This window comes from Lacinutrix chionoecetis (assembly GCF_053604665.1).
The window spans coordinates 35,982-57,194 of record NZ_JBSHNQ010000067.1 but is presented as its reverse complement, the minus strand read 5'-3'; the positions used below and the strand labels follow the sequence as shown (position 1 = coordinate 57,194).

Genomic DNA, 21,213 nt, shown 5'->3' with positions numbered 1-21,213 from the left:
TAAATTAGATGCTGAATATACTAAAATTAAGAAAATAAGCAGCTTCTTAACGCTTACTATTTATAACGTTTTCAATAAGTAACTGTATATTATTTTTAATCTCGATAAGATTGTCCATCTGTGAATTATATTCCTGTTTTATTACTTTGGCTTCTTTTAATAACTCTTGTTGTTTCCTATAGTCTGATGTGATTTTAGCGATAGATAAATTGTGCTCAAGTTGTCCTTTTTCATGATCTAAAAAGTATATTTTATTTATTGCCTGATTAATTTCGTTTTTGAAACATATAATTTTATTAGACTTTTCTGGAATTATATTTTTTAATTCGTCTAATATTTTTATGAAATTGCTATTAGAAATAGAGTGTGCACACCCAAGTCTAATATTTCTATCCTTAATAGCACAAAGTTTTACGCGGCTAAAAATAATGGCATCATCGTTCTGCTTATATATTGGGTTACTATTTATATCTAAAGCCACTTTTTCATGATGTAAACCACATTTAACGACTTGAAACTTCTGAAGTTTTTGTAGTAATTCTTCTAATTGTTTGTAATTAAGCATCGGTTTAAAGATACTTTAATTCTCACATTTATTTGTACGTACAAACACCTGATTATTTCAGGCTATATGTACCAAGATTCCGGCCATAACCACATGACTATTAAGCCTGTTGCAATGGTTATCCCAAAAGCAATAACTACCCATTTAACAATCTGTTTTGCGCCTAAAACAATTGCCATAACACCTTTAAACAGCATATTAGATAAACCTGCAAGTAATATTAATTTCCAACCAAATGATGCCTCTAAATTTCCTTCTTTAATTAATTGAGAGAGCGATAAGGTAATGGCATCAACATCTGTTAATCCACTAATTATGGACACAATATAAAGTGCATTATTTCCAAATTGTTCTTTAGTAAATGCCACAGCTAAAAGAATAAAGCCATAAAGTAAACCGAAGATTAATGCACTTTTAAACTGTGCAGGGTTTTCTGGCTCAGGCATTTTCTCATCTTCTGAAGCATCTTTATTAATGATATAAAATAAAGCAACACATACTAAAGCCATCACCAAAATAACTGCTCCAATGGGCAACGCAATAACTCCTAAATGCTCTGGAATAACTACACCTACTTCAAACAAAATCCTTAAAAAAGATACTGCTGAAGCTGTTGTGATTACAAACACAGCTAATTTACTAATAGAAGCGGTATCTGCAGTTTTACGTGCATAACTTACTGTTGTTGCCGTACTACTTATTAGTCCGCCAAGAATGCCGTTAGAGATAACACCTACTTTTTTACCTACAAACTTGTAAATAAAATAACCCACTACGCTAATGCCTACAATTAAGGTAATCATTAGCCAAATGTTTCTTGGATTTAACACATCATATGGACCAAAAGTAACATTAGGAAGTATTGGCAAAACAATTAAGCTTATTCCTACCAAGGTCATGATTGCATTAATATCCTTGGGTTTAAGCTTGTCTATAAACCCATGAAGATGCTCTTTAATATAAAGTAATACAGCCATTGATGCTCCAACTAAAACGCCAATTAACTGACTACCCAAAACAAGGTATGCGCCAATAGCAAACATAAGCAAAGCAGCTACTTCGGTTGTTTGTCCAACATCTGCTTCGTCAAATTTCTTAAGTTTGATAATGTTGGCAACAATTAGCATTGCTGCAATGGCAATACCTATTGTAGGTAATATAAATGGGTTGTTATATGCTTGGGTTAAAAAACCTGCCATAACTCCCAAAATAGAAATTAGCGTAAATGTTCTAACACCAGCCATTTGGTTATCGGTTGTTTCCCGTTGCATACCAACAAGCAGTCCTAACCCAAAAGCAATCCCTAAAGTTGTTAAATTATCGTAGTTCATTTATTTACCATGATTTATTAAAATATGAATTTAAATTATTTTATACTTAATTATTACTTCTATAAGAAAATTATTTAACACAAAACATGGTATAATTAATAGAACAAGATAATAATTATCATAAAAAAAGCCATAACAGAAGTTATGGCTTAATCTTATTGTAAGAAATAATATAGTCTTTTTTATTTTATTAGTTCACTTTTTCAGCTTTAGCATATTCGTTTGCTTGCTTTGTAACTTCATCTAAAGTGCCTTCAAAGGTTTTTTCTGTAATTTCAGTTTTACCATCTCTTACAGTTTTAGTTGTTACTGTTGCCTGAGCTGTTTCACTACCTGTTGTACCATTTTCTATAGTTTCTACAGCTATTTCTTTGGTCACTTCGATATTATTAGAAGTATTCAATGCAAACCCTTCTTCTGCATGACCACCTAAAATTGGTGCTATTACTAAACCAATAAGACAAGTTAACTTAATTAGAATGTTCATTGATGGACCAGACGTATCTTTAAATGGGTCTCCAACTGTATCTCCAGTTACTGCTGCTTTATGGGCATCAGACCCTTTGTATGTCATTTCTCCGTTGATTTCTACTCCAGCTTCAAAAGATTTTTTAGCATTATCCCAGGCACCTCCTGCATTATTTTGGAAGATTGCCCAAAGTACGCCAGATACTGTAACACCAGCCATATAACCACCTAACATTTCGGCAATTGCCAAATGATTCATTCCAAAAATCATAGGAACAAAGGCAATTACTAATGGAAAACCAATAGTTAACAAACCTGGTAACATCATTTCTTTTAAAGACGCTTCTGTTGAAATGGCTACACATTTATCGTATTCTGGTTTTCCTGTACCTTCCATAATACCTGGAATGTCTCTAAACTGGCGACGTACCTCTTGTACCATTTCCATAGCTGCTTTTCCTACAGCATTCATTGCTAATGCCGAAAATACAACTGGCACCATACCACCAACAAATAACATGGCTAATACCGGTGCTTTAAAAATATTAATACCATCGATTCCTGTAAATGTCACATAAGCAGCAAAAAGTGCTAATGAAGTTAATGCTGCAGAGGCGATTGCAAACCCTTTTCCTGTTGCAGCCGTTGTATTACCAACAGAATCTAAAATATCTGTACGTTCTCTTACGATTGGTTCTTGTTCACTCATTTCTGCAATGCCGCCTGCGTTATCAGATATTGGTCCGAAAGCATCAATTGCTAATTGCATAGCTGTAGTAGCCATCATTGCAGATGCAGCTAATGCAACACCGTAAAATCCAGCGAAAGCATAAGATGCCCAGATGGCTCCAGCAAATAGTAATACCGATGGGAATGTAGAAATCATTCCAGTTGCTAAACCTGCAATAATATTTGTTCCTGCTCCTGTAGAAGACTGTTGAACAATTTTTAAAATTGGTTTTTTACCTAAACCAGTATAATATTCAGTAACCGAAGAAATAACTGCACCAACCACTAAACCAACTAATGTAGCATAGAACACTCGCATTGATGAAATTTCTATTAATCCTTCACCAAAAAATTCCATTTGCATGGTTTCTGGCAACATATATTTACATAAGCCAAAGCAAGCTAAAGCTACTAAGATTATTGATGTCCAGTTACCTTTATTAAGTGCTCCCATAACTTGAGCTTCTTTAGCATCATTACTACTTATTTTAACCAATAAAGTTCCTATTATTGAAATAATGATTCCTACACCAGCAATAGACATTGGTAATAAAATTGGGCCAATGCCTCCAAAAGCATCACCAATATTTCCACCCATATCTTTAATAACATAGTTACCAAGTACCATTGCTGCTAATACCGTAGCCACATAAGATCCAAATAAATCAGCTCCCATTCCTGCCACATCTCCAACATTATCACCTACATTATCTGCAATAGTTGCTGGATTTCTTGGATCGTCTTCAGGGATTCCTGCTTCTACTTTACCAACTAAGTCGGCTCCAACATCTGCTGCCTTTGTATAAATACCGCCACCAACGCGTGCAAATAAAGCAATGGATTCTGCTCCAAGAGAAAAACCAGCTAAGGTTTCAAGAACAATTGTCATATCCATAGTATTAGTCCAAACGCCACCCATGAAAAAGTGAAAAAAGAATATAAAGAAAGCTGTTAAACCTAAAACTGCCAGACCAGCAACTCCAAGTCCCATTACTGTACCACCACCAAAAGAAATATTTAATGCTTTTGGTAAACTTGTACGTGCAGCTTGTGTTGTTCTTACGTTAGTTTTGGTTGCTATTTTCATACCAATATTTCCCGCAAATGCAGAAAATATAGCTCCAAATATAAAAGCGATTACGATAAGCCAATGCGTTGTTGGCACCACAAAAGAAACGATAGCCAATAAGACACTTACTATAACAACAAAAACGGTTAATAATTTATACTCAGCACTTAAAAAAGCTAAAGCTCCTTCGTAGATGTGATCTGAAATTTCTTTCATCTTCCCATCTCCTGCGTCTTGTTTCATAACCCATTTTTGCTTAATGAACATGTAGATTAAGCCTAATACTGCCAATACAATTGGCAAGTAAATCATAATTGATTCCATATATTATTTGTTTGATTAGTTTTTAACGTTCGCTAAAGTAACAAAATCGCCGAGAAGAAAAAAATGTTTTAATCTTCACAAAAATTTACATCATTGGTAATAAAAAAGCCTGTTCTTTATGAACAGGCCTACTTTTATTATTTAAAAACTATGAATTAGTTTTTTACTTTATTCTTAAATTTATCAAACTCTCCTTGTTTTACTTCTCTTGGCCAAGAATTGTTACTCGTATCAACATCTGCCGTTTCTAAGTTAGGATCTACAGTAATACTTACAATTTCCTTGTCTGATGCTATAGATTTACTCACTTCCTTATCATTAAGTCTCCAAATTTGCGCAGGATAGGTTTCGGTTTTACTTGTACCATCAGCATAGGTGTATTCTACTATAATTGGCATGACTAAACCTCCTGGTTTATTGAAAGTTACACTGTAAAAGTATTTAGGTTCTTTCATTTTTGCACGTTCTTCTGCCGAAAAGTTATCCATTAAATATTCCTTTAATGGTTCAGATTTTTCTGAAATATTTTCACTCTTCATTCCTTCGGTATATTCATCACTGTCTTCTTCTATAAAATACACTAATTCCTTTTCATCCATACCAAAACGTTTAGCAAGATCTCCTCCCACTTTATTTGGCTGAGTCGTTACATAGAATTTTTTAACGTCTTTAACGCCTATATCAACATAATCTGTAGTGTAAAACCAACCTCTCCAGAACCAATCTAAATCAAAAGCTGAAGCATCTTCCATGGTACGGAAAAAATCTTCTGGTGTTGGGTGTTTAAACATCCATCTTCGCGAATATTCTCTAAAAGCATAATCGAACAATTCTTCTCCCATTACAGTTTCACGAAGAATATTTAAAGCTGTAGCTGGCTTACCGTACGCATTATTACCAAACTGGTATGTATTTAATCCCTTTGTCATTATTGGAGCTATAAAATCCTGATCTCCTCCCATGTAACGGGTTATATTTTTAGCTGGACCACGACGTGATGGATATGAAGATTGTCCTTCGGACAGCGCTGCTGGATACCACTTTCCAAAATCTTGTTCTGCAACATATTGTGCGAAGGTATTTAAGCCTTCGTCCATCCATGTCCACTGGCGCTCATCGCTATTTACAATCATCGGGAAAAAGTTGTGTCCTACTTCATGAATAATAACCGACATCATTCCAAATTTAGTACGATCGCTATAATTTCCATCTTTATCTGGACGTCCATAATTCCAGCAAATCATTGGGTACTCCATACCTTGTTGTTTAGCATGAACTGAAATTGCTTTGTGATAAGGGTAATCGAAAGTCATACGAGAATAAGACTTTAACGTACTTGCTACTGCTTTAGTAGACCATTGCTCCCATAATGGATTCCCTTCTTTTGGGTATAAAGAAACAGCCATAACGTCTTTATTTCCAATTTTTACAGCCATCATATCATAAACGTAACGTCGTGAGGTAGCAAAACCAAAATCACGCACATTTTCTGCATACAATTTCCATGTCTTTGTTTTAGTAGATTTAGACTTAATTGCTTCTTCAGATTCTGCTTGTGTTACAATAACTACTGGTTCGTCATAAGATTTTTTTGCTTTCTCATAACGCTTCATCATTTCTTTTGAGAATACTTCTTTTCTATTCATTAACTTCCCTGTACCATCTAAAATATGATCTGCTGGAACAGTTATATTTACCTCAAAATTTCCGAATGGCAATGCAAATTCGTCGCGTCCCCAAAACTGTGAGTTTTGCCAACCTTCAACATCATTATAAACGGCCATTCTTGGGTAGAATTGGGCGATAACATAATTTCTGTTATCGTCTTCTTTAAAATATTCGTAACCTGAGCGACCTCTACCATTTACATGATCGTTAATATTATACCACCACTTTATTGAGAATGAAAATTTTTCTCCATTAGCCAATGGCTTTGGTAATTCTACACGCATCATTGTACGGTTAATCATGTGTTGTAATGGTTTACCGTTGGTGTCTTTTACCTCTTCAATATTAAAACCTCCATCGAAACCTTCGCTCATATAATCGTTAGCGTAAGAAGATATCTGTGCTGCCGGATTTACACCGCTTCCTTCAATTAAAGGCGTTTTAGAATCTCTGGCACGCATATTCTGGTCTAATTGCACCCATAAATATTTTAATACATCTGGCGAATTATTAGTGTAAGTGATGGTCTCGAAACCGGATAACTTAGCATTGACATCGTCTAATACTAAATCCATTTTATAATCTGCCTGCTGCTGGTAATAAGCAACACCTGGCGCACCAGAGGCTGCACGATACATATTGGGTGTAGAAAACTCATCGTAAAGTTGTTTGAATTTGTTTTCGTTTTTGTGTCCCTGTTGCGGCTCTTTTTTTTCTTGATCCTGCTGTGCGAAAACACCAACGGTTACAAAAAGTGCCGATAGCACGTAATACTTTAAGTTCTTCATTTTAGTTTGTAGTTTTTCAGAATAAAGGCGGAATTTAACACTTTTTAAGAATTATATATTCCTTTTGTTAGAAGTTTAACATTCCTTTATCGTTTTCTGGAATTAAGATAAACGATTTATGCTTTCCATTTATAAACGTACGGACGATATTTTTTTGATCGCTAAACAAATCAAATAGTGTACTATTTTCTACACTAAATGATTTAATATCTTTAACATTCTCAATTTCCAAATAACATTGTACAACATCCTCATCGTACTCTTTGCCAATAAAATTTAGTTTAGATGTTTTATCGTTTATAGAAATTTTAAACCTTGATAGTAAATACTTTTCAATTAAATTATCTATTGCTGTTTCGTCTTGTTTTGATGCTAAAACAATATTATTGTTATAGCGCTCTTTAAGCAGCCTTTCGAAATCATCTGTAAAAATACGAGTGATAATTTGTACCGATTGCTTTTCTTCAACATATTCAATTTTTGTAATGCTCACATAATATTTATGAACACTCACAAAGGCTAAAGATGCTATAATGGATATAATTAAAAGTGATTTAAAAATTTTCATAAACAGTTGTTTCGATTACAAACTTACTGAAAGCAGACAAAAAGTATTCCAAAAAAAGAGTTATTCTTTTTCTGCAAGATTTTCTTTGTATAAAATGTACTTTTCTTGCATAAATTTTAAGGCTTCCAAATCACTAGTCTGGCATCGTTTAGTAAAGTTCTTGTCTTCTGCACAGAAATAAAAAAAGTCTGCACGAAGCGCTTGGTCTAATGGGTTTTCTTTAAAAAAAGCTTCAGAGAGTCTATTTTTTAACGCGTTCATTAATTTGGTATTCGCTTCTAACGCTACTCTTTTTTTAAGTTTCTTCGTTCTGCCAGAAATTGCATTTAATAATTTATTGACATTAACAGCTCCTGCAATACCATAGAAGGCGAACATTTTGCCATGGTCTGCATCATATAATAGCCTTTCACTTTTGGTTTTGGGTTTGCCTGTGTAACCTGGAATACCAACATCGTAAAAATCTATAGGTCGCTCGACATCTGTGTTTAAAATATCTTTTGTTAAATCACCAGTTAATGTAAACCCAACAACTGCTTCTGGCAATTCGTTAACGAGAACTTCGAGCTTAATTTTAAGCGTTTTATTCGTAATATTTTCTGCCGAAACAATATGCGTATAAGCTTTATATTGTACAGATGTAAATACAATGGTATCGTTCGTTTTAGCATTAATTGTAAACTCACCCCTATCGTTTGTAGTGGCAAAAAGATCTTGTGTGCGATTAATAACGTGAATATTTTCCACGCTTTCTTCACCTTCTACACTGCCTTTTAACGATGTGTTCTGCGAAAACCCAAAACAAGATATTAGAAAAAATAATAAGTATATTTTAGTCTTCCTTCTCATTATTCAAGGCTAAAAACGCTTTGCTTTTAGCATGTAAATGTTCTATTAATTTTAATTCGTTCTTTTTCTCTAACAATGTAGAATCGAAACCAGAATTTTCAAGATAAACTATAAATGCTTGAACTTGGTCTTCTGGAATACTAAAGTTTTTTGTAAAATATGCATTTGGTAAGGCACTATTAATTTGAGAAATAGGCATTTCTAATTTAGGATTTTTAACTTCTTTTTTATCCTTATTTCTGTTTTTAAAAATCCAATTGGTTACTAGTCCTAAAATTGCTACGCCATCTGCCATGTAACGAATACGATCGTTTTGAGAACCAACAGCGATGTTATCTACTTCAGATTTATAATCGTCTGGCATTTCAAAATTTTCGAAACTCTCAAAATTAAAAACAATAGGTTCAGACACTTTTGCATCTAATGCATCTGTAGCAAGGTCTCCTGTTAAATCGTAAGGTAGCAAAACAACTTCATCCAGTGTATTAACGTATTCTTTTAAATACACTTTTAATACTCTGGTATCTACTACAGCTTCGGTTATTTTAGTAGTAAAGGGTATAAGTTGTACTGAAGAAATACGAATCTCATCATGTAAAGCCACTTTAATTTTAAAATTTCCAATAGAGTCTGTAATTGTTCCTTTATTAGAAGTCGTGTTGTAAATTGTAATATTTTCTAAATCTTCTACATTTACAATTATTTTTCCGTTAACCTCAATACGAGAATCACTTTGTCCATACGCTGAAAACGAAGATATAATAAGCATTAAAGCGAGTAAAAGTTGTTTCATATAATTGGGTTTAGAACTGTAAATAACGGTTTTCATATCTTAAATAAAGTTTAAATAGGCTCTAAACTTTTGTTAAAACCATACTTTACATAAATTTACAACAAATAAAGTTATTATGAAACGTTTAATTATAGCCAGTACTTCTACCGTTTATGGCTCTAAACCATTAGAATATCTCTTAGATACTTTAAAGGTGCTCTTTAAAAATACCGATGATATTCTCTTTATTCCGTATGCAAGACCTGGCGGAATTTCTCATGAAGAATACACACAAAAAATAAGAAAACCATTTAAAGACATTGGTAAAACCATTAGAGGTATTCACGAATTTAAAAACCCAACCGAAGCTATAAAACAAGCCCAAGGCATTTATGTTGGCGGTGGGAACACGTTTGTTCTGGTTAATAATCTTTATAAAAACAAGTGCATGACCATTTTAAAAGAGGTTGTAAATAATGGCACGCCATACTTAGGAACGAGCGCTGGCAGTAATATTTGCGGACTCTCCATGTCCACAACCAACGATATGCCTATTGTCTATCCACCAAGTTTTAAAACCTTAGGTTTTGTTCCATTTAATATAAATCCGCATTATTTAAATCCTATCGAGGGCAGTAAACATATGGGCGAAACTCGCGAAACGCGCATTGGTGAATTTCATAAATTTAATACACAGCCAGTAATTGGTTTAAGAGAAGGAAGTTATATTGAAGTAAAAGGCAAAAGCATTCAATTAAAAGGAACTTTACAAGCGCGCATTTTTGAATATGAAAACGAACCTTACGAAATTGAAAGCAATACGTTTTTAAACGAATTAAAATAAAAAAACATAAACCATTAAGATAAAACTATTTGAGTGAGAGACGAGGTTTACTTTGGCTGCACTAAGCATAAAATGCTTACCTTAAATTTCTGTTTTCATTAAAAATTGAGCATAAAAAAACTCCAATATTTCTATTGAAGTTCTTTGAGCGAGAGACCAGGTTCGAACTGGCGACATTCAGCTTGGAAGGCTGACGCTCTACCAACTGAGCTACTCTCGCATTTCCGATGGCAAATATATACAAACTATTATATTTAATGCAAGAAAATTATAGCGATTTATAAAAATGATAGCCATAAATCTCGTAACCCAAATTGTAATAAAATTTATGTGAAGGATAATTTTGCACGTAAGTGTTTAATTCTGAAGTTGTACAGCCTTTAGCTTTTACATAGTTGTGTAACCAATTAAAAAAATCTTTACCCAAACCCTTACTTCTATAAGCATCATCTATGTAAACATGATCGAACTCCACCGATTTACCAGCATAATGTCTGGTTTGAAACCACATACCAGAAATGCCTATAAGTTTGTCACCCTCAAAAACACCTGCACACTCATAATTTTCTTTCACCATGGTGGCAAAACGTTCTTTTAAAATAGCATCAGAATTTGCATGATTTGTTAATTTTTGAATTAAGGGAATTATAGAATTAATATCTTTTTTACTAATTATTTTAAAGCTGAAGGGCATACTCTTTTCTTTCAGTAAATTTAAGTAATTTTGAAACACTTCAATAAAAAACATGAAAATTATAACCGAAACCAAAAGACTCTATTTACGAGAATTTAAAATTGAAGATGCCATTCATTTTTACGAAATGAATTTAGATAATGACGTTATAAAATATACAGGTGATGCAGCTTTTTCATCTTTAAAAAAAGCTGAAGATTTTTTGTTAAAATACAATCAATACCAATTGCATAATATGGGACGCTGGGCGGTTTGCGATAAAACTACAGATGAATTTTTAGGTTGGTGCGGACTCAAACTGCACCCAAACTCTAATATTAGTTTACAATTTGTTGAGGTTGGCTATCGTTTTTACAAAAACCACTGGAACAAAGGTTATGCTACCGAAAGCTGTAAAGCAGCAATAAGCTATGGTTTTAAAACCTTAAAATTAAACACCATTTTTGCACATGCGCATATCGATAATTTAGCTTCTCACCATGTTTTAAAAAAATGCGGCCTGCATTTTGTAAACAAAGATAATTACGATGGCATGCCAGTCTATTTATATAAAATCGAAAATACAAATACCTAAAATATGAACAAAAGTCTATTTTTAAGCTTCTTTATTTTATTACTTCTTGCTACTTCTAATATTACGAATGCTCAAATTAATATTTCTGCTGAAGAACTTATAGGAAAAGGAAATCCTAAACTTTTTGGCGACGGTTACAAACTTAGAGAAGAAGCCTATTTAGCATTTAAAAAAATGCAAGCTGAAGCTTTAAAAAGTAATATAAAAATTGGAGCCGTATCCAGTTATCGCAGTTATGCGCACCAAAAACGTATTTGGGATCGCAAGTATAAAAGCAACCAGTCTAACGGATTATCGCCAATGGAGAACATTAAAAAAATAATAGAATATTCTACCATTCCAGGAACTTCTCGTCACCATTGGGGAACAGATATAGACATTTATCAAACCAATGTCCCACAACCCAATGGCGTTTTGCAACCCAAAAATTATCATGGTAATGGTGCGTATTGTAAGCTAAAAGAATGGATGGATAAAAATGCAGAACGCTTTGGATTTTATTTAGTTTATACCGATTTACCAAATAGAAAGGGCTTTAAATACGAACCTTGGCATTACAGTTATAAACCATTATCGCAGCATTATTTAAAGACATATAAAAAACTTCATGTTGCAGATATTCTAAAAGCAGAAAACCTTTTAGGAAGCGAACATTTTTCTCAAGAATTTATAAGAATGTATACAGCACAAAATATTTTAGATATTAATCCTGAACTTTTGTAACTTTATTGCTCAACAAAAACCAGCACAACATGAAAAGAGGCGGACTTAAATTTAGGCTATTAATTGGTTTAGCCATAGCAGCTTTTTTTGGCTTTAAATATTGTAGCCAGCAAGAAGTTAATCCATATACGGGCAAAAAACAAGCCATTTCAATGACACCTCAGGAAGAAATTCAAATGGGTTTAGCAAGTCGGGATCAAATGGCAGCACAACATGGCGGTTTGTACCCAAATGAGCAATATCAGGCGTTAGTAGATAACGTGGGTAACAAACTTGTAAATAATAGCATTGCAAGAGACACACCTTATAAGTATGAGTTTCATTTATTAGCAGACCCAAATACTATAAACGCTTTCGCTTTGCCTGGAGGTCAGATATTTATTACGTATGCACTTTTTTCTCAACTTAAAAATGAAGATCAGTTAGCTGGTGTCTTAGGCCATGAAATTGGTCATATTTTAGGAAAACATTCAGCAGAGCGTATTGCAAATAGCGAACTATGGCAAGGCTTAAGTACAGCCGGGTCAGTTGGAGGAGATATGGGAGGCATAGTGGCACAAATAGGCAATGGAACCTTATTAAAAAATGGTCGTGGAGACGAATTAGAAAGCGATGATTTAGGTGTTCGTTTTATGATGCGTGCAGGATACGACCCAGAACAAATGATTGATGTCATGCAAATTTTAAAGGATGCTGCAGGGCCTAATCGTCAGCCAGAATTCTCAAGCACACATCCAGATCCAGATAATAGGATTGAAAAAATTAGAGAATCTATAGAAAAGTATAGAAGAAACTAAAACGTTTTCGCCTATTTATATTTAAGAGTCCTGCAAATGCAGGACTTTTAGTTTTATATTTGTTATATAAAAACACATTAAAATGAATAAGAAAGTCATCCTGATGATTCTTGATGGTTGGGGAAAAAGCCCAGACCCAAAAGTTTCTGCAATAGATAATGCCCGAACTCCGTTTATAGACAGTTTATATACCAAATATCCACATGCTCAATTGAGGACAGATGGTTTAAATGTTGGTTTGCCAGAAGGACAAATGGGCAACAGCGAAGTTGGACACATGAATTTAGGCGCTGGACGTATTGTTTATCAAGATTTAGCAAAAATAAATCTATCGGTTGATAATAATTCGCTTTCAAAAGAACCGGTTTTAGAAAATGCATTTCAGTATGCAAAAAAAAATGATAAATCAGTACATTTTTTAGGCTTAGTTAGCGATGGTGGCGTGCATTCACACATCAATCATTTAAAAGGATTAATAGAGGCAGCAGAAAATTTTGGCATTAAAAAATCTTACGTTCATGCCTTTACAGATGGCCGAGATGTCGACCCACATTCTGGAAAAGCATTTATTGCCGAAATAGAAAATTTTAATCTGAATAAACATACTAAAATCGCCTCTGTTACTGGCCGTTATTTTGCCATGGATCGCGACAACCGTTGGGAGCGCGTAAAATTGGCTTACGATGCTTTAGTACATGGAAAAGGAGAATTATCCCGAAATCTTCAAGAAAGCATTCAGGAAAATTATAATAATGATGTTACAGATGAGTTTATTAAACCCATAATTAAAACGGATGGTTATGGACTTCCAATAGCAACTATAAAAGATGATGACGTCATTATATTTTTCAACTTTAGAACAGATAGAGGAAGACAACTTACCAATGCATTAACGCAACAGGATTTTCCAGAATTCAATATGAAAAAATTGAATTTATATTATGTCACTATGACAAATTACGACGAGAATTTTAAAGATTTACACGTTGTTTTTAATAAAGATAATATTACTGAAACACTTGGTGAGGTGTTAGAAAAAAATAATAAAACGCAGATTAGAATTGCCGAAACTGAAAAATATCCACACGTTACGTTTTTCTTTTCTGGCGGCAGAGAAGAGCCATTTATAGGTGAATCTCGAATACTTAAAAACTCTCCAAAAGTAGCTACTTACGATTTGCAACCGGAAATGAGTGCTTTTGAATTAACAGAAGCTTTATTACCAGAATTGCAACAGGAAAACGTTGATTTTGTTTGTCTAAACTTTGCCAATGGCGATATGGTAGGACATACAGGCTCTATGGATGCTGCAATAAAGGCTTGCGAAGCGGTTGATGCTTGTGTTAACAAGGTAGTATCTACAGCTGTTGAGCATAATTATACAACACTTTTAATAGCAGACCATGGCAACTGTGAAACCATGATGAATCCTGATGGCTCACCAAATACTGCACACACTACGAATCCTGTACCAATAATTTTAATTGATAAAGATTTAAAAACTATAAAAAACGGCGTTTTAGGGGATATTGCACCAACAATTTTAAAATTAATGGGTGTAGAGAAACCTATGGTAATGACGCAAGACGCTTTGATTTAAATTTGTATTTTTGCAATCAATTACAATTTAAATGAATATTTCTAAAGGACTTATAATTGCCGTAGATTTCGACGGTACTATTGTTGAAGATGCTTATCCAGGCATTGGAGAGGAGCGCCTTTTTGCTTTCGACACTTTAAAACGCTTACAAGCAGATGGGCACAGATTAATACTTTGGACCTATAGAAATGGAAAAAGACTAGACGAAGCTGTTACGTATTGCAAAACCAATGGTATTGAATTTTATGCAGTAAACCGAAGTTTCCCTGAGGAAATCAACCTTGATAATGCAAGCCGAAAAATCCATGCAGATTTATTTATAGACGATAGAAACATTGGTGGTATTCTTGGTTGGGGAGAAATCTACCAAATGCTTACAAATGAAATGCCTCAAGTAAAACAAAAAAAGAAAAAAGGATTTTTCAGATTCTAAGATATTATGATTGTAGTAAAAACAAGAGAAGAAATAGAGTTAATGCGTGAAGCTGCATTGGTAGTGTCTAAAACTTTAGGCGAAGTTGCTAAAGCTGTTAAGCCAGGTGTTACAACGCTGGAATTAGATAAAATTGCAGAAACATGTATTCGCGATCATGGCGCTGTACCTGGTTTTTTAGGATTGTACGACTTTCCTAACACATTATGCATGAGTCCTAATTCGCAAGTAGTACACGGTATACCTAACAATACACCTTTGGTAGAAGGCGATATAATTTCTATAGATTGTGGTGCTATAAAACACGGCTTTTATGGCGATCATGCCTATACTTTTGCTGTTGGTGCAATAGCTCCTGAGACGGAAAAATTACTACAAGTTACTAAAGAATCACTGTATGTTGGTATTAAAGAATTAAAACTAGGAAACAGAGTTGGCGATGTTGGTTATGCTATCCAGAAATATTGTGAGGATCATGGTTATGGTGTTGTTAGAGAATTGGTTGGGCATGGTTTAGGCCGTGTAATGCATGAAGATCCAGAAATGCCAAACTATGGAAAACGTGGTCGTGGCAAAAAGTTTGTTGAAGGTATGGTAGTAGCTATAGAACCGATGATTAATATGGGCACACAGCGTATTAAACAACATAGAGATGGTTGGACTATTACAACTCAAGATGGCAAACCAAGTGCACATTTTGAACATGATGTTGCTATTTTAGATGGAAAGCCTGAAATTTTATCCACTTTTGCTTACATCTATGAGGCTTTAGGAATTGTTTCTAACGAGGAAGATGAGTTTAGACAAAAGGCACTTGTTCTTTAAAGACGCGAATTTCACTAATTAGCACTAATTTACTCACTTAAACTCTCTTATTTTAATTAGAAAACTTAAATTTATGTCGAACCTTATTTACAAAGAAGATGCTTACAAAATTACAGGCATTTGCATGGAGGTTCATAATCAACTGGGCAAAGGCTTTAATGACGTTTATGCTGATGCTTTAGAGATTGAGTTGATGGATAATAATATTTCCTATTCAAGAGAGCAGAAATATGGTATAATGTACAAAGGTAATCTACTCGCTCATAAATATAAAGCAAATTTTATTATCGATGAAAAAATAATTCTTGAGTTAAAAGCAATAAGCTGCTTAACAACTGCACACACAAAGCAAACATTAAATTATTTAGCTGTCTCTAAACTAAAACTTGGACTGCATATAAACTTTGGAGATGACAGTTTAACATATAAAAGAATCGTCTTGTAAGAATTCGTGTAAATTAGTGAAATTCGTGTTAAAAAAACTCTTCAAATTATTTCTAAATATTATTCCAAGGCCCATACTTATTAGGCTTAGCTATGTTGTTAGACCAATGTTAGCGGTATCATTATATGGTTCAAAATATATGGACCCAATAGATGGTAGAGGATTTAGAAGCTTTTTGCCTTACGGTTACGGCAAACAGAGAAATAATGTGCTCTCGCCTTCTACTTTAAGTTTAGAACGCCACAGATTATTGTGGTTATATTTAAAAAATGAAACCGATTTTTTTTCAGCTGATAAGAAAGTCCTTCATTTTGCACCCGAACAATGTTTTTTAAAACGGTTTAGAAAACTAAAAAACCTAGATTATACCACTACAGATTTACTCTCTCCAATAGCAGACGTTAAAGCAGATATTTGTAATCTTCCTTTTAAAGATAACAGCTACGACATTGTTTTATGTAATCATGTTTTAGAACATATCCCAGACGATACTAAAGCAATGCAGGAATTATATCGTGTTTTGAAACCTGGTGGATATGGTATATTGCAAATTCCGCAAGATTTAAATAGAGCAGAAACTTTTGAGGATAACACTATAACAAATAAAAAAGAACGTGCTAAAATATTTGGTCAATACGATCACGTGCGTATTTATGGTCGCGACTATTTTGATAAACTTAGGAGCGTAGGTTTTACTGTAAAAGAAGTTGATTATACTGCAACACTTTCAAACGAGGATATTAAAAGATATTGCCTGGCTAACGGCGAGATAATTCCTGTGGTTTATAAACCTATTTAACAGGAAAATTATTAAGTACTAAGGTTTCTAATGCTTGTTTTTCATTTTCAAAAATTAAATACGCTTGTAATTCCTGATGACGCGCAAGCAGTTGTTTTGCCTTTTCAATGCCCATGGCCTGAATTGCAGTAGCGTAACCATCTGCCATCATACATGTTTCTGCAATTACAGACACACTTAAAATATTGGTTTTCGCAGGATAACCAGTCTTGGTATCGATAATATGTGCATAACGCTTACCGTTTTCATCTAACTTAAATTTCCTGTAGGTTCCAGAGGTTGCCATTGCTTTGTCTTTAAGTTCAAAAACTTTGTCATAGCTTTGTGATCCATCAAAATTTGGATTTTCTATACCAACGGTCCAACCGTTTTGTTTTTCGACATTGATGCCTTTTGTTCGCAATTCGCCACCAATGTTTACCATATAATCGGTAATGTTATTATTTTCTAAATACATACTTACAACATCTACAGCATAGCCTTTGGCAATAGCATTAAAGTCTATATATGGTCTTGGGTGAGATTTTATTATAGTGTTGGTGTTGGTGTTTATTAAAAGACGCTCGAAACCCACAAATTGCATTAAGCTATCTACTTTTATACTATCTAATTTTGTTTTATTTTCTTCCGAACCAAAATTCCATGCATTAACTAATGTTCCAATAGTTGGGTCGAAAACGCCATTGGTTGCTTTGTATATTTCTTTTGAAGCAATAAATACGTTTACAAAATGATCATCGACTATATCCAACTGATGTTTATTTAATTTTGAAATATCACTATCCACTTGATAGTTTGACATCGATTTATTGATAATTGAAAAGATACTATCTATTTGTTTCTGGTAGCTTTCATTTTTAGATGAACTATATGTAATATCGTAAAAAGTACCAAACACAGAACCCGATAACTTGGTGTTTTTAGGCTCTTGTTTACAGGAAACAATAGTTATTATTAATAAAAATAATATGATGTTTTTCATAGTTTATAGTTTAACATCTTACCATTAAGACATACTTGATAAGCACTTTTAAGGGGTATTAATTTAAATTCGTTTCTAAAACCTGAATGCCATTATATTCAATAAGATATTCTTCATTTAAATAAATGGGTAAATTTTCGCCGTTTGGGTTTCCTAATCCAACACCTGCATACAATACTTTGGCGTCGTGTTCGCGCGCATGCTCTTTAAACGATTCCATCCAGACCACATCATAATTATTAGCATTATCTGGTAATATTACTGCTCTCACAATAACGAAAAAGTATTGCTTGTTTGCATCCATACATACAAATTGTGGATGTTTTTTTAATTTGCTGTTAATAGCTATAAATTCGAAACCACGTGTTTCTAAATCTTTACCAACATGGTTCATGGCAAGGTTGTGTAGTTCTTGTTTACTTAAAGCTTTCCTCATATTATATCTACGAAAGTGGTAATCTATTAGTTTAAAACAAAAGTACAAAAACTTTGCAGGAGCATTATCTGTTTTAAACTTGTTAACGATTAAATGCTACTTGAATCTTGCAAATTTAGAATCGTAAAACGTATAGTTAGAGACTGGTATTACACTATTCATTTTTAAATTATACCAAGGAGAGATAGAATTATCCTCAAGATTTTTTACCAAATGCACACTTTGCGCTGGAGTATTACCTTGAAAAAGCAAGAATAATTTCTCGCCTTCATTATTAATAACCTCATCGCAAATAATAGCAACATGACCTGGAGATCCTCCTTTTATAAGCATATCTCCTATCTGTAATTCTTTTTCATCTTTTATGGACTCTAACTCATTATACATGGATAGCGTTCCAGAATACATATAGAGTAAATTTAGGTACTTGTAAAAATTTTCTCTGCTGTTATTGGCAGAAGCTGTTTTATTAAAAGACACTTTATTGCCATTAATTTTAGGTCTGTAACCTTCGGCATATTGTTTCCATGAGCAATAGTGTCCAGATGTAAAATTAAAGCCTATTTCATCTTTTCTATTGTTATTCCAGAGATATTCGCTTCTAATTCTAATTAGAGCATCTGCGCATTGTTGCAGCCCATTTGCAGGTACTGGAATTTCTAATATACCTATATGTCCACCCTGCCAGAAATATTCAGAATCATCATAATTAATAATTTTACTACCAAAGGGTTGTAGCTTATAATTTCTAAGGCACTCTTGAAAACTACCTTTTGGATAATTTACACGTGTATAACCTACAGGTACTTTTACTCTCGAACTTATGGTTAAACTATCTTTATTAATTAAATGTTTTGTTGAAGTAACCGAATTTGCAACATAATTAACCGTTTCCTTGACAGGTTTAAATTGTACAGCAAGCGCTGTTATTACAATAAGAAACAAGAGGAAGAAGGTGATTTTTTTCATAGTAAATGACAAAAAACGGATTGAAGTTCAACTAATTAAACACCAATTTTGAAGAATTATTATTTTAACCGAAATTAAAAATTTTGTATATTGAATAAAAAATTCTTGTTATGAAACTCCCACAACGTTTAGAATTAGCTTTAAGTAAGTTATACAGCGCTTTCCACAATAACGAATTACACCCAGAACGTTGCACACAATGTGCTGTTGGAAATATTTGTGATAATAACGAATCATGGCAACACTTAACCGATTATCACGGGTCTGTTAAACTTAATTATGTTGGCTTAGTCAATCAGAATTTTAACCGAAGAATTAATGGTTACACACCTTTAGAATTACTTCAAATTGAAGCTCATTTTTTAAAAGGATGTGGCTATGTGCTTCCGCTTGACGGAAAGAATAAGAAGCCGGAAAACCCTAAAGATAAATCGGTTTTGTTTAACGGGTTAACTAAAGCGGTTGAGTTTCTATGCCAATTAGACAACATTCCAGATGTAATGAATTATTCTAAATTATTTGAATTTGAAAACGACAAACCTAAATATAGTTTACATTCCATCTACTAATGCGAAAAATATTGCTGATAAAAAAACCAGAACTTAAACGTTCTGGTTTTTTTATTTATTAGTTAAATATGCTAATTAAAGACCTATCCTCCAAAGTCATCAAACCTAATATGCTCGTCTGGAATACCAAAATCCTCACCCATTTTTTGAACGGCTTGATTCATTAATGGTGGTCCACAGAAGTATAATTCTATATCTTCTGGTGACTCATGATGATTTAAATAATTATCGATAACGCAATTGTGTACAAAACCGACGAAACCATCTCCTGGAGCATCTATATTCTCTTTTACTTGCCAATTATCTTCTGGTAAAGGTTCAGATAAAGCTAAGTAAAATTTGAAATTAGGAAAATCTTTTTCTAATTGATAAAAGTGATCTAAATAGAATAACTCACGTTTAGAACGTCCACCATACCAATAGGTTACTTTTCGTCCTGTCTTTAATGTTTTAAATAAGTGATATAAGTGAGAACGCATTGGTGCCATTCCTGCTCCACCACCAACGTAAAGCATTTCAGAATCACTTTCGTTAATAAAGAACTCACCGTAAGGTCCAGAGATAGTTACTTTATCTCCTGGCTTTTGGTTAAAAATGTATGAAGATGCCACACCTGGATTAACATCCATCCAACCGCCTTTGGCGCGATCAAAAGGTGGTGTTGCAATACGTACATTTAGCATGATTTCACGACCTTCAGCAGGATAAGAAGCCATCGAATAAGCTCTCTCCACTGTTTCGGTATTTTTCATGACTAATGGCCACAATTTAAATTTATCCCATTCTGCCTGAAACTTATCTGGCGTTTCATGCTCTTCTGGATGCGCAGTAATGTCCATGTCTTCGAACTTAACTGTACATTCCGGAATTTCTATTTGAATATATCCACCAGCTTTATAACCCATATCTTCTGGAATTTCAACAACAAATTCCTTAATAAATGAGGCTACGTTATAGTTACGCACAACTGTGGCTTCCCATTTTTTAATTCCGAAGACTTCTTCTGGAATCGTTATTTCCATGTCTTGCTTTACTTTTACCTGGCAAGATAAACGGGCTCCGTGTGCCAACTCTTTTCTTGAAAAGTGTGGTGTTTCGGTAGGAAGCGCTTCACCTCCACCAGATAATACATGGCATTCGCACTGTATACAAGTTCCACCACCACCACAAGCAGATGGTAAGAATATTTTATTACTTCCTAAGGTAGATAATAAAGTACTACCCGAAGCTACTTCAATTTCACGTTCACCATTAATTAAGATCTTAACCGGACCAGATGGTGATAATTTTTGCTTTACAAATAATAGTATAATTACTAAAAAAAGTGCAACTATTAAAAATGAAACTACTGTAGTGATTACTGTTCCTAATGTGCCTGCTGCTAAAATCATA

The 21,213-nt window shown here is 33.7% G+C and carries 22 protein-coding genes and 1 tRNA gene; 10 read left to right on the top strand and 13 right to left on the bottom strand.

From position 1 onward, the window contains the following. Positions 1–46: 46 nt before the first annotated feature. The 7 genes from ACVC43_RS04105 to ACVC43_RS04075 all read right to left on the bottom strand — a co-directional run bounded on the left by ACVC43_RS04105 (position 47) and on the right by ACVC43_RS04075 (position 9,152). Positions 47–565 (bottom strand): hypothetical protein, encoded by a 519-nt coding sequence (locus tag ACVC43_RS04105; protein WP_452223300.1) that lies wholly within the window; start codon positions 563–565, stop codon positions 47–49. Between the two features lie 62 nt (positions 566–627). Then, on the bottom strand, positions 628–1,896 hold the full coding sequence (locus ACVC43_RS04100; RefSeq protein WP_452223299.1) for an MgtC/SapB family protein: 1,269 nt from the start codon (positions 1,894–1,896) through the stop codon (positions 628–630). Between the two features lie 190 nt (positions 1,897–2,086). After that, entirely contained in the window at positions 2,087–4,486 is a 2,400-nt protein-coding gene (locus tag ACVC43_RS04095; RefSeq protein ID WP_452223298.1) for a sodium-translocating pyrophosphatase, read from the bottom strand. Between the two features lie 155 nt (positions 4,487–4,641). Then, the gene (locus ACVC43_RS04090) at positions 4,642–6,942 is read right to left on the bottom strand and encodes a M1 family metallopeptidase (protein WP_452223297.1); all 2,301 of its coding nucleotides are present in this window, start codon (positions 6,940–6,942) and stop codon (positions 4,642–4,644) included. Between the two features lie 67 nt (positions 6,943–7,009). Continuing rightward, a complete protein-coding gene (locus ACVC43_RS04085) occupies positions 7,010–7,510 on the bottom strand; it encodes a DUF6702 family protein (RefSeq protein ID WP_452223296.1) in 501 nt (166 codons plus the stop codon). Positions 7,511–7,570: 60 nt separating this feature from the next. Further along, the gene (locus ACVC43_RS04080; RefSeq protein WP_452223295.1) at positions 7,571–8,359 is read right to left on the bottom strand and encodes a hypothetical protein; all 789 of its coding nucleotides are present in this window, start codon (positions 8,357–8,359) and stop codon (positions 7,571–7,573) included. Continuing rightward, positions 8,343–9,152, bottom strand: coding sequence for a hypothetical protein (locus ACVC43_RS04075; protein ID WP_452223294.1), 810 nt, complete (start codon positions 9,150–9,152; stop codon positions 8,343–8,345). Before ACVC43_RS04075 ends, ACVC43_RS04080 begins: the two co-directional genes overlap by 17 nt. A gap of 115 nt (positions 9,153–9,267) precedes the next feature. Here ACVC43_RS04075 and pepE point away from each other — a divergent pair, with 115 nt between their 5' ends. Beyond that, on the top strand, positions 9,268–9,975 hold the full coding sequence (gene pepE / locus ACVC43_RS04070; RefSeq protein WP_452223293.1) for a dipeptidase PepE: 708 nt from the start codon (positions 9,268–9,270) through the stop codon (positions 9,973–9,975). Positions 9,976–10,122: 147 nt separating this feature from the next. Here the strand turns inward: pepE and ACVC43_RS04065 are convergent. Both ACVC43_RS04065 and ACVC43_RS04060 read right to left on the bottom strand, forming a co-directional pair. Continuing rightward, positions 10,123–10,195: transfer RNA gene (locus ACVC43_RS04065), tRNA-Gly, on the bottom strand. Positions 10,196–10,243: 48 nt separating this feature from the next. Next, positions 10,244–10,669 (bottom strand): GNAT family N-acetyltransferase, encoded by a 426-nt coding sequence (locus ACVC43_RS04060; RefSeq protein ID WP_452223292.1) that lies wholly within the window; start codon positions 10,667–10,669, stop codon positions 10,244–10,246. A gap of 52 nt (positions 10,670–10,721) precedes the next feature. Between ACVC43_RS04060 and ACVC43_RS04055 the strand changes: the two genes are divergently transcribed. From ACVC43_RS04055 to ACVC43_RS04020, 8 genes are all read left to right on the top strand, one after another. Further along, the gene (locus tag ACVC43_RS04055) at positions 10,722–11,243 is read left to right on the top strand and encodes a GNAT family N-acetyltransferase (protein WP_452223291.1); all 522 of its coding nucleotides are present in this window, start codon (positions 10,722–10,724) and stop codon (positions 11,241–11,243) included. 3 nt (positions 11,244–11,246) lie between these two features. Beyond that, on the top strand, positions 11,247–11,966 hold the full coding sequence (locus ACVC43_RS04050; protein WP_452223290.1) for a M15 family metallopeptidase: 720 nt from the start codon (positions 11,247–11,249) through the stop codon (positions 11,964–11,966). A gap of 29 nt (positions 11,967–11,995) precedes the next feature. Continuing rightward, positions 11,996–12,763 (top strand): M48 family metalloprotease, encoded by a 768-nt coding sequence (locus ACVC43_RS04045; RefSeq protein WP_452223289.1) that lies wholly within the window; start codon positions 11,996–11,998, stop codon positions 12,761–12,763. An 82-nt stretch (positions 12,764–12,845) separates the two neighbouring features. Continuing rightward, positions 12,846–14,363 (top strand): 2,3-bisphosphoglycerate-independent phosphoglycerate mutase, encoded by a 1,518-nt coding sequence (gpmI, locus tag ACVC43_RS04040; protein WP_452223288.1) that lies wholly within the window; start codon positions 12,846–12,848, stop codon positions 14,361–14,363. 31 nt (positions 14,364–14,394) lie between these two features. Continuing rightward, complete coding sequence (locus tag ACVC43_RS04035; RefSeq protein WP_452223287.1) at positions 14,395–14,796, top strand: BT0820 family HAD-type phosphatase; 402 nt, start codon at positions 14,395–14,397, stop codon at positions 14,794–14,796. A gap of 6 nt (positions 14,797–14,802) precedes the next feature. Then, the gene (gene map / locus ACVC43_RS04030) at positions 14,803–15,621 is read left to right on the top strand and encodes a type I methionyl aminopeptidase (RefSeq protein ID WP_452223286.1); all 819 of its coding nucleotides are present in this window, start codon (positions 14,803–14,805) and stop codon (positions 15,619–15,621) included. Positions 15,622–15,694: 73 nt separating this feature from the next. Continuing rightward, positions 15,695–16,066: a GxxExxY protein gene (locus ACVC43_RS04025; RefSeq protein ID WP_452223285.1), complete on the top strand. Its 372-nt coding sequence runs from the start codon at positions 15,695–15,697 to the stop codon at positions 16,064–16,066. A 139-nt stretch (positions 16,067–16,205) separates the two neighbouring features. Then, positions 16,206–16,865 (top strand): class I SAM-dependent methyltransferase, encoded by a 660-nt coding sequence (locus tag ACVC43_RS04020; RefSeq protein WP_452223284.1) that lies wholly within the window; start codon positions 16,206–16,208, stop codon positions 16,863–16,865. Here ACVC43_RS04020 and ACVC43_RS04015 read toward each other — a convergent pair. The 3 genes from ACVC43_RS04015 to ACVC43_RS04005 all read right to left on the bottom strand — a co-directional run bounded on the left by ACVC43_RS04015 (position 16,858) and on the right by ACVC43_RS04005 (position 19,252). Then, complete coding sequence (locus tag ACVC43_RS04015) at positions 16,858–17,847, bottom strand: FAD:protein FMN transferase (protein WP_452223283.1); 990 nt, start codon at positions 17,845–17,847, stop codon at positions 16,858–16,860. The two genes, ACVC43_RS04020 and ACVC43_RS04015, sit on opposite strands and share 8 nt — an antisense overlap. Before the next feature lie 58 nt (positions 17,848–17,905). Next, a complete protein-coding gene (locus tag ACVC43_RS04010; RefSeq protein ID WP_452223282.1) occupies positions 17,906–18,283 on the bottom strand; it encodes a Na(+)-translocating NADH-quinone reductase subunit F in 378 nt (125 codons plus the stop codon). 96 nt (positions 18,284–18,379) lie between these two features. Further along, positions 18,380–19,252: a DUF4846 domain-containing protein gene (locus tag ACVC43_RS04005; protein ID WP_452223281.1), complete on the bottom strand. Its 873-nt coding sequence runs from the start codon at positions 19,250–19,252 to the stop codon at positions 18,380–18,382. A gap of 110 nt (positions 19,253–19,362) precedes the next feature. Here ACVC43_RS04005 and ACVC43_RS04000 point away from each other — a divergent pair, with 110 nt between their 5' ends. Beyond that, a complete protein-coding gene (locus ACVC43_RS04000; RefSeq protein WP_452223280.1) occupies positions 19,363–19,821 on the top strand; it encodes a Na(+)-translocating NADH-quinone reductase subunit F in 459 nt (152 codons plus the stop codon). 83 nt (positions 19,822–19,904) lie between these two features. On the opposite strand, the gene nqrF is transcribed toward ACVC43_RS04000, so the two are convergent. Then, positions 19,905–21,212, bottom strand: coding sequence for an NADH:ubiquinone reductase (Na(+)-transporting) subunit F (nqrF, locus tag ACVC43_RS03995; RefSeq protein WP_452223279.1), 1,308 nt, complete (start codon positions 21,210–21,212; stop codon positions 19,905–19,907). Position 21,213: the final 1 nt, after the last annotated feature.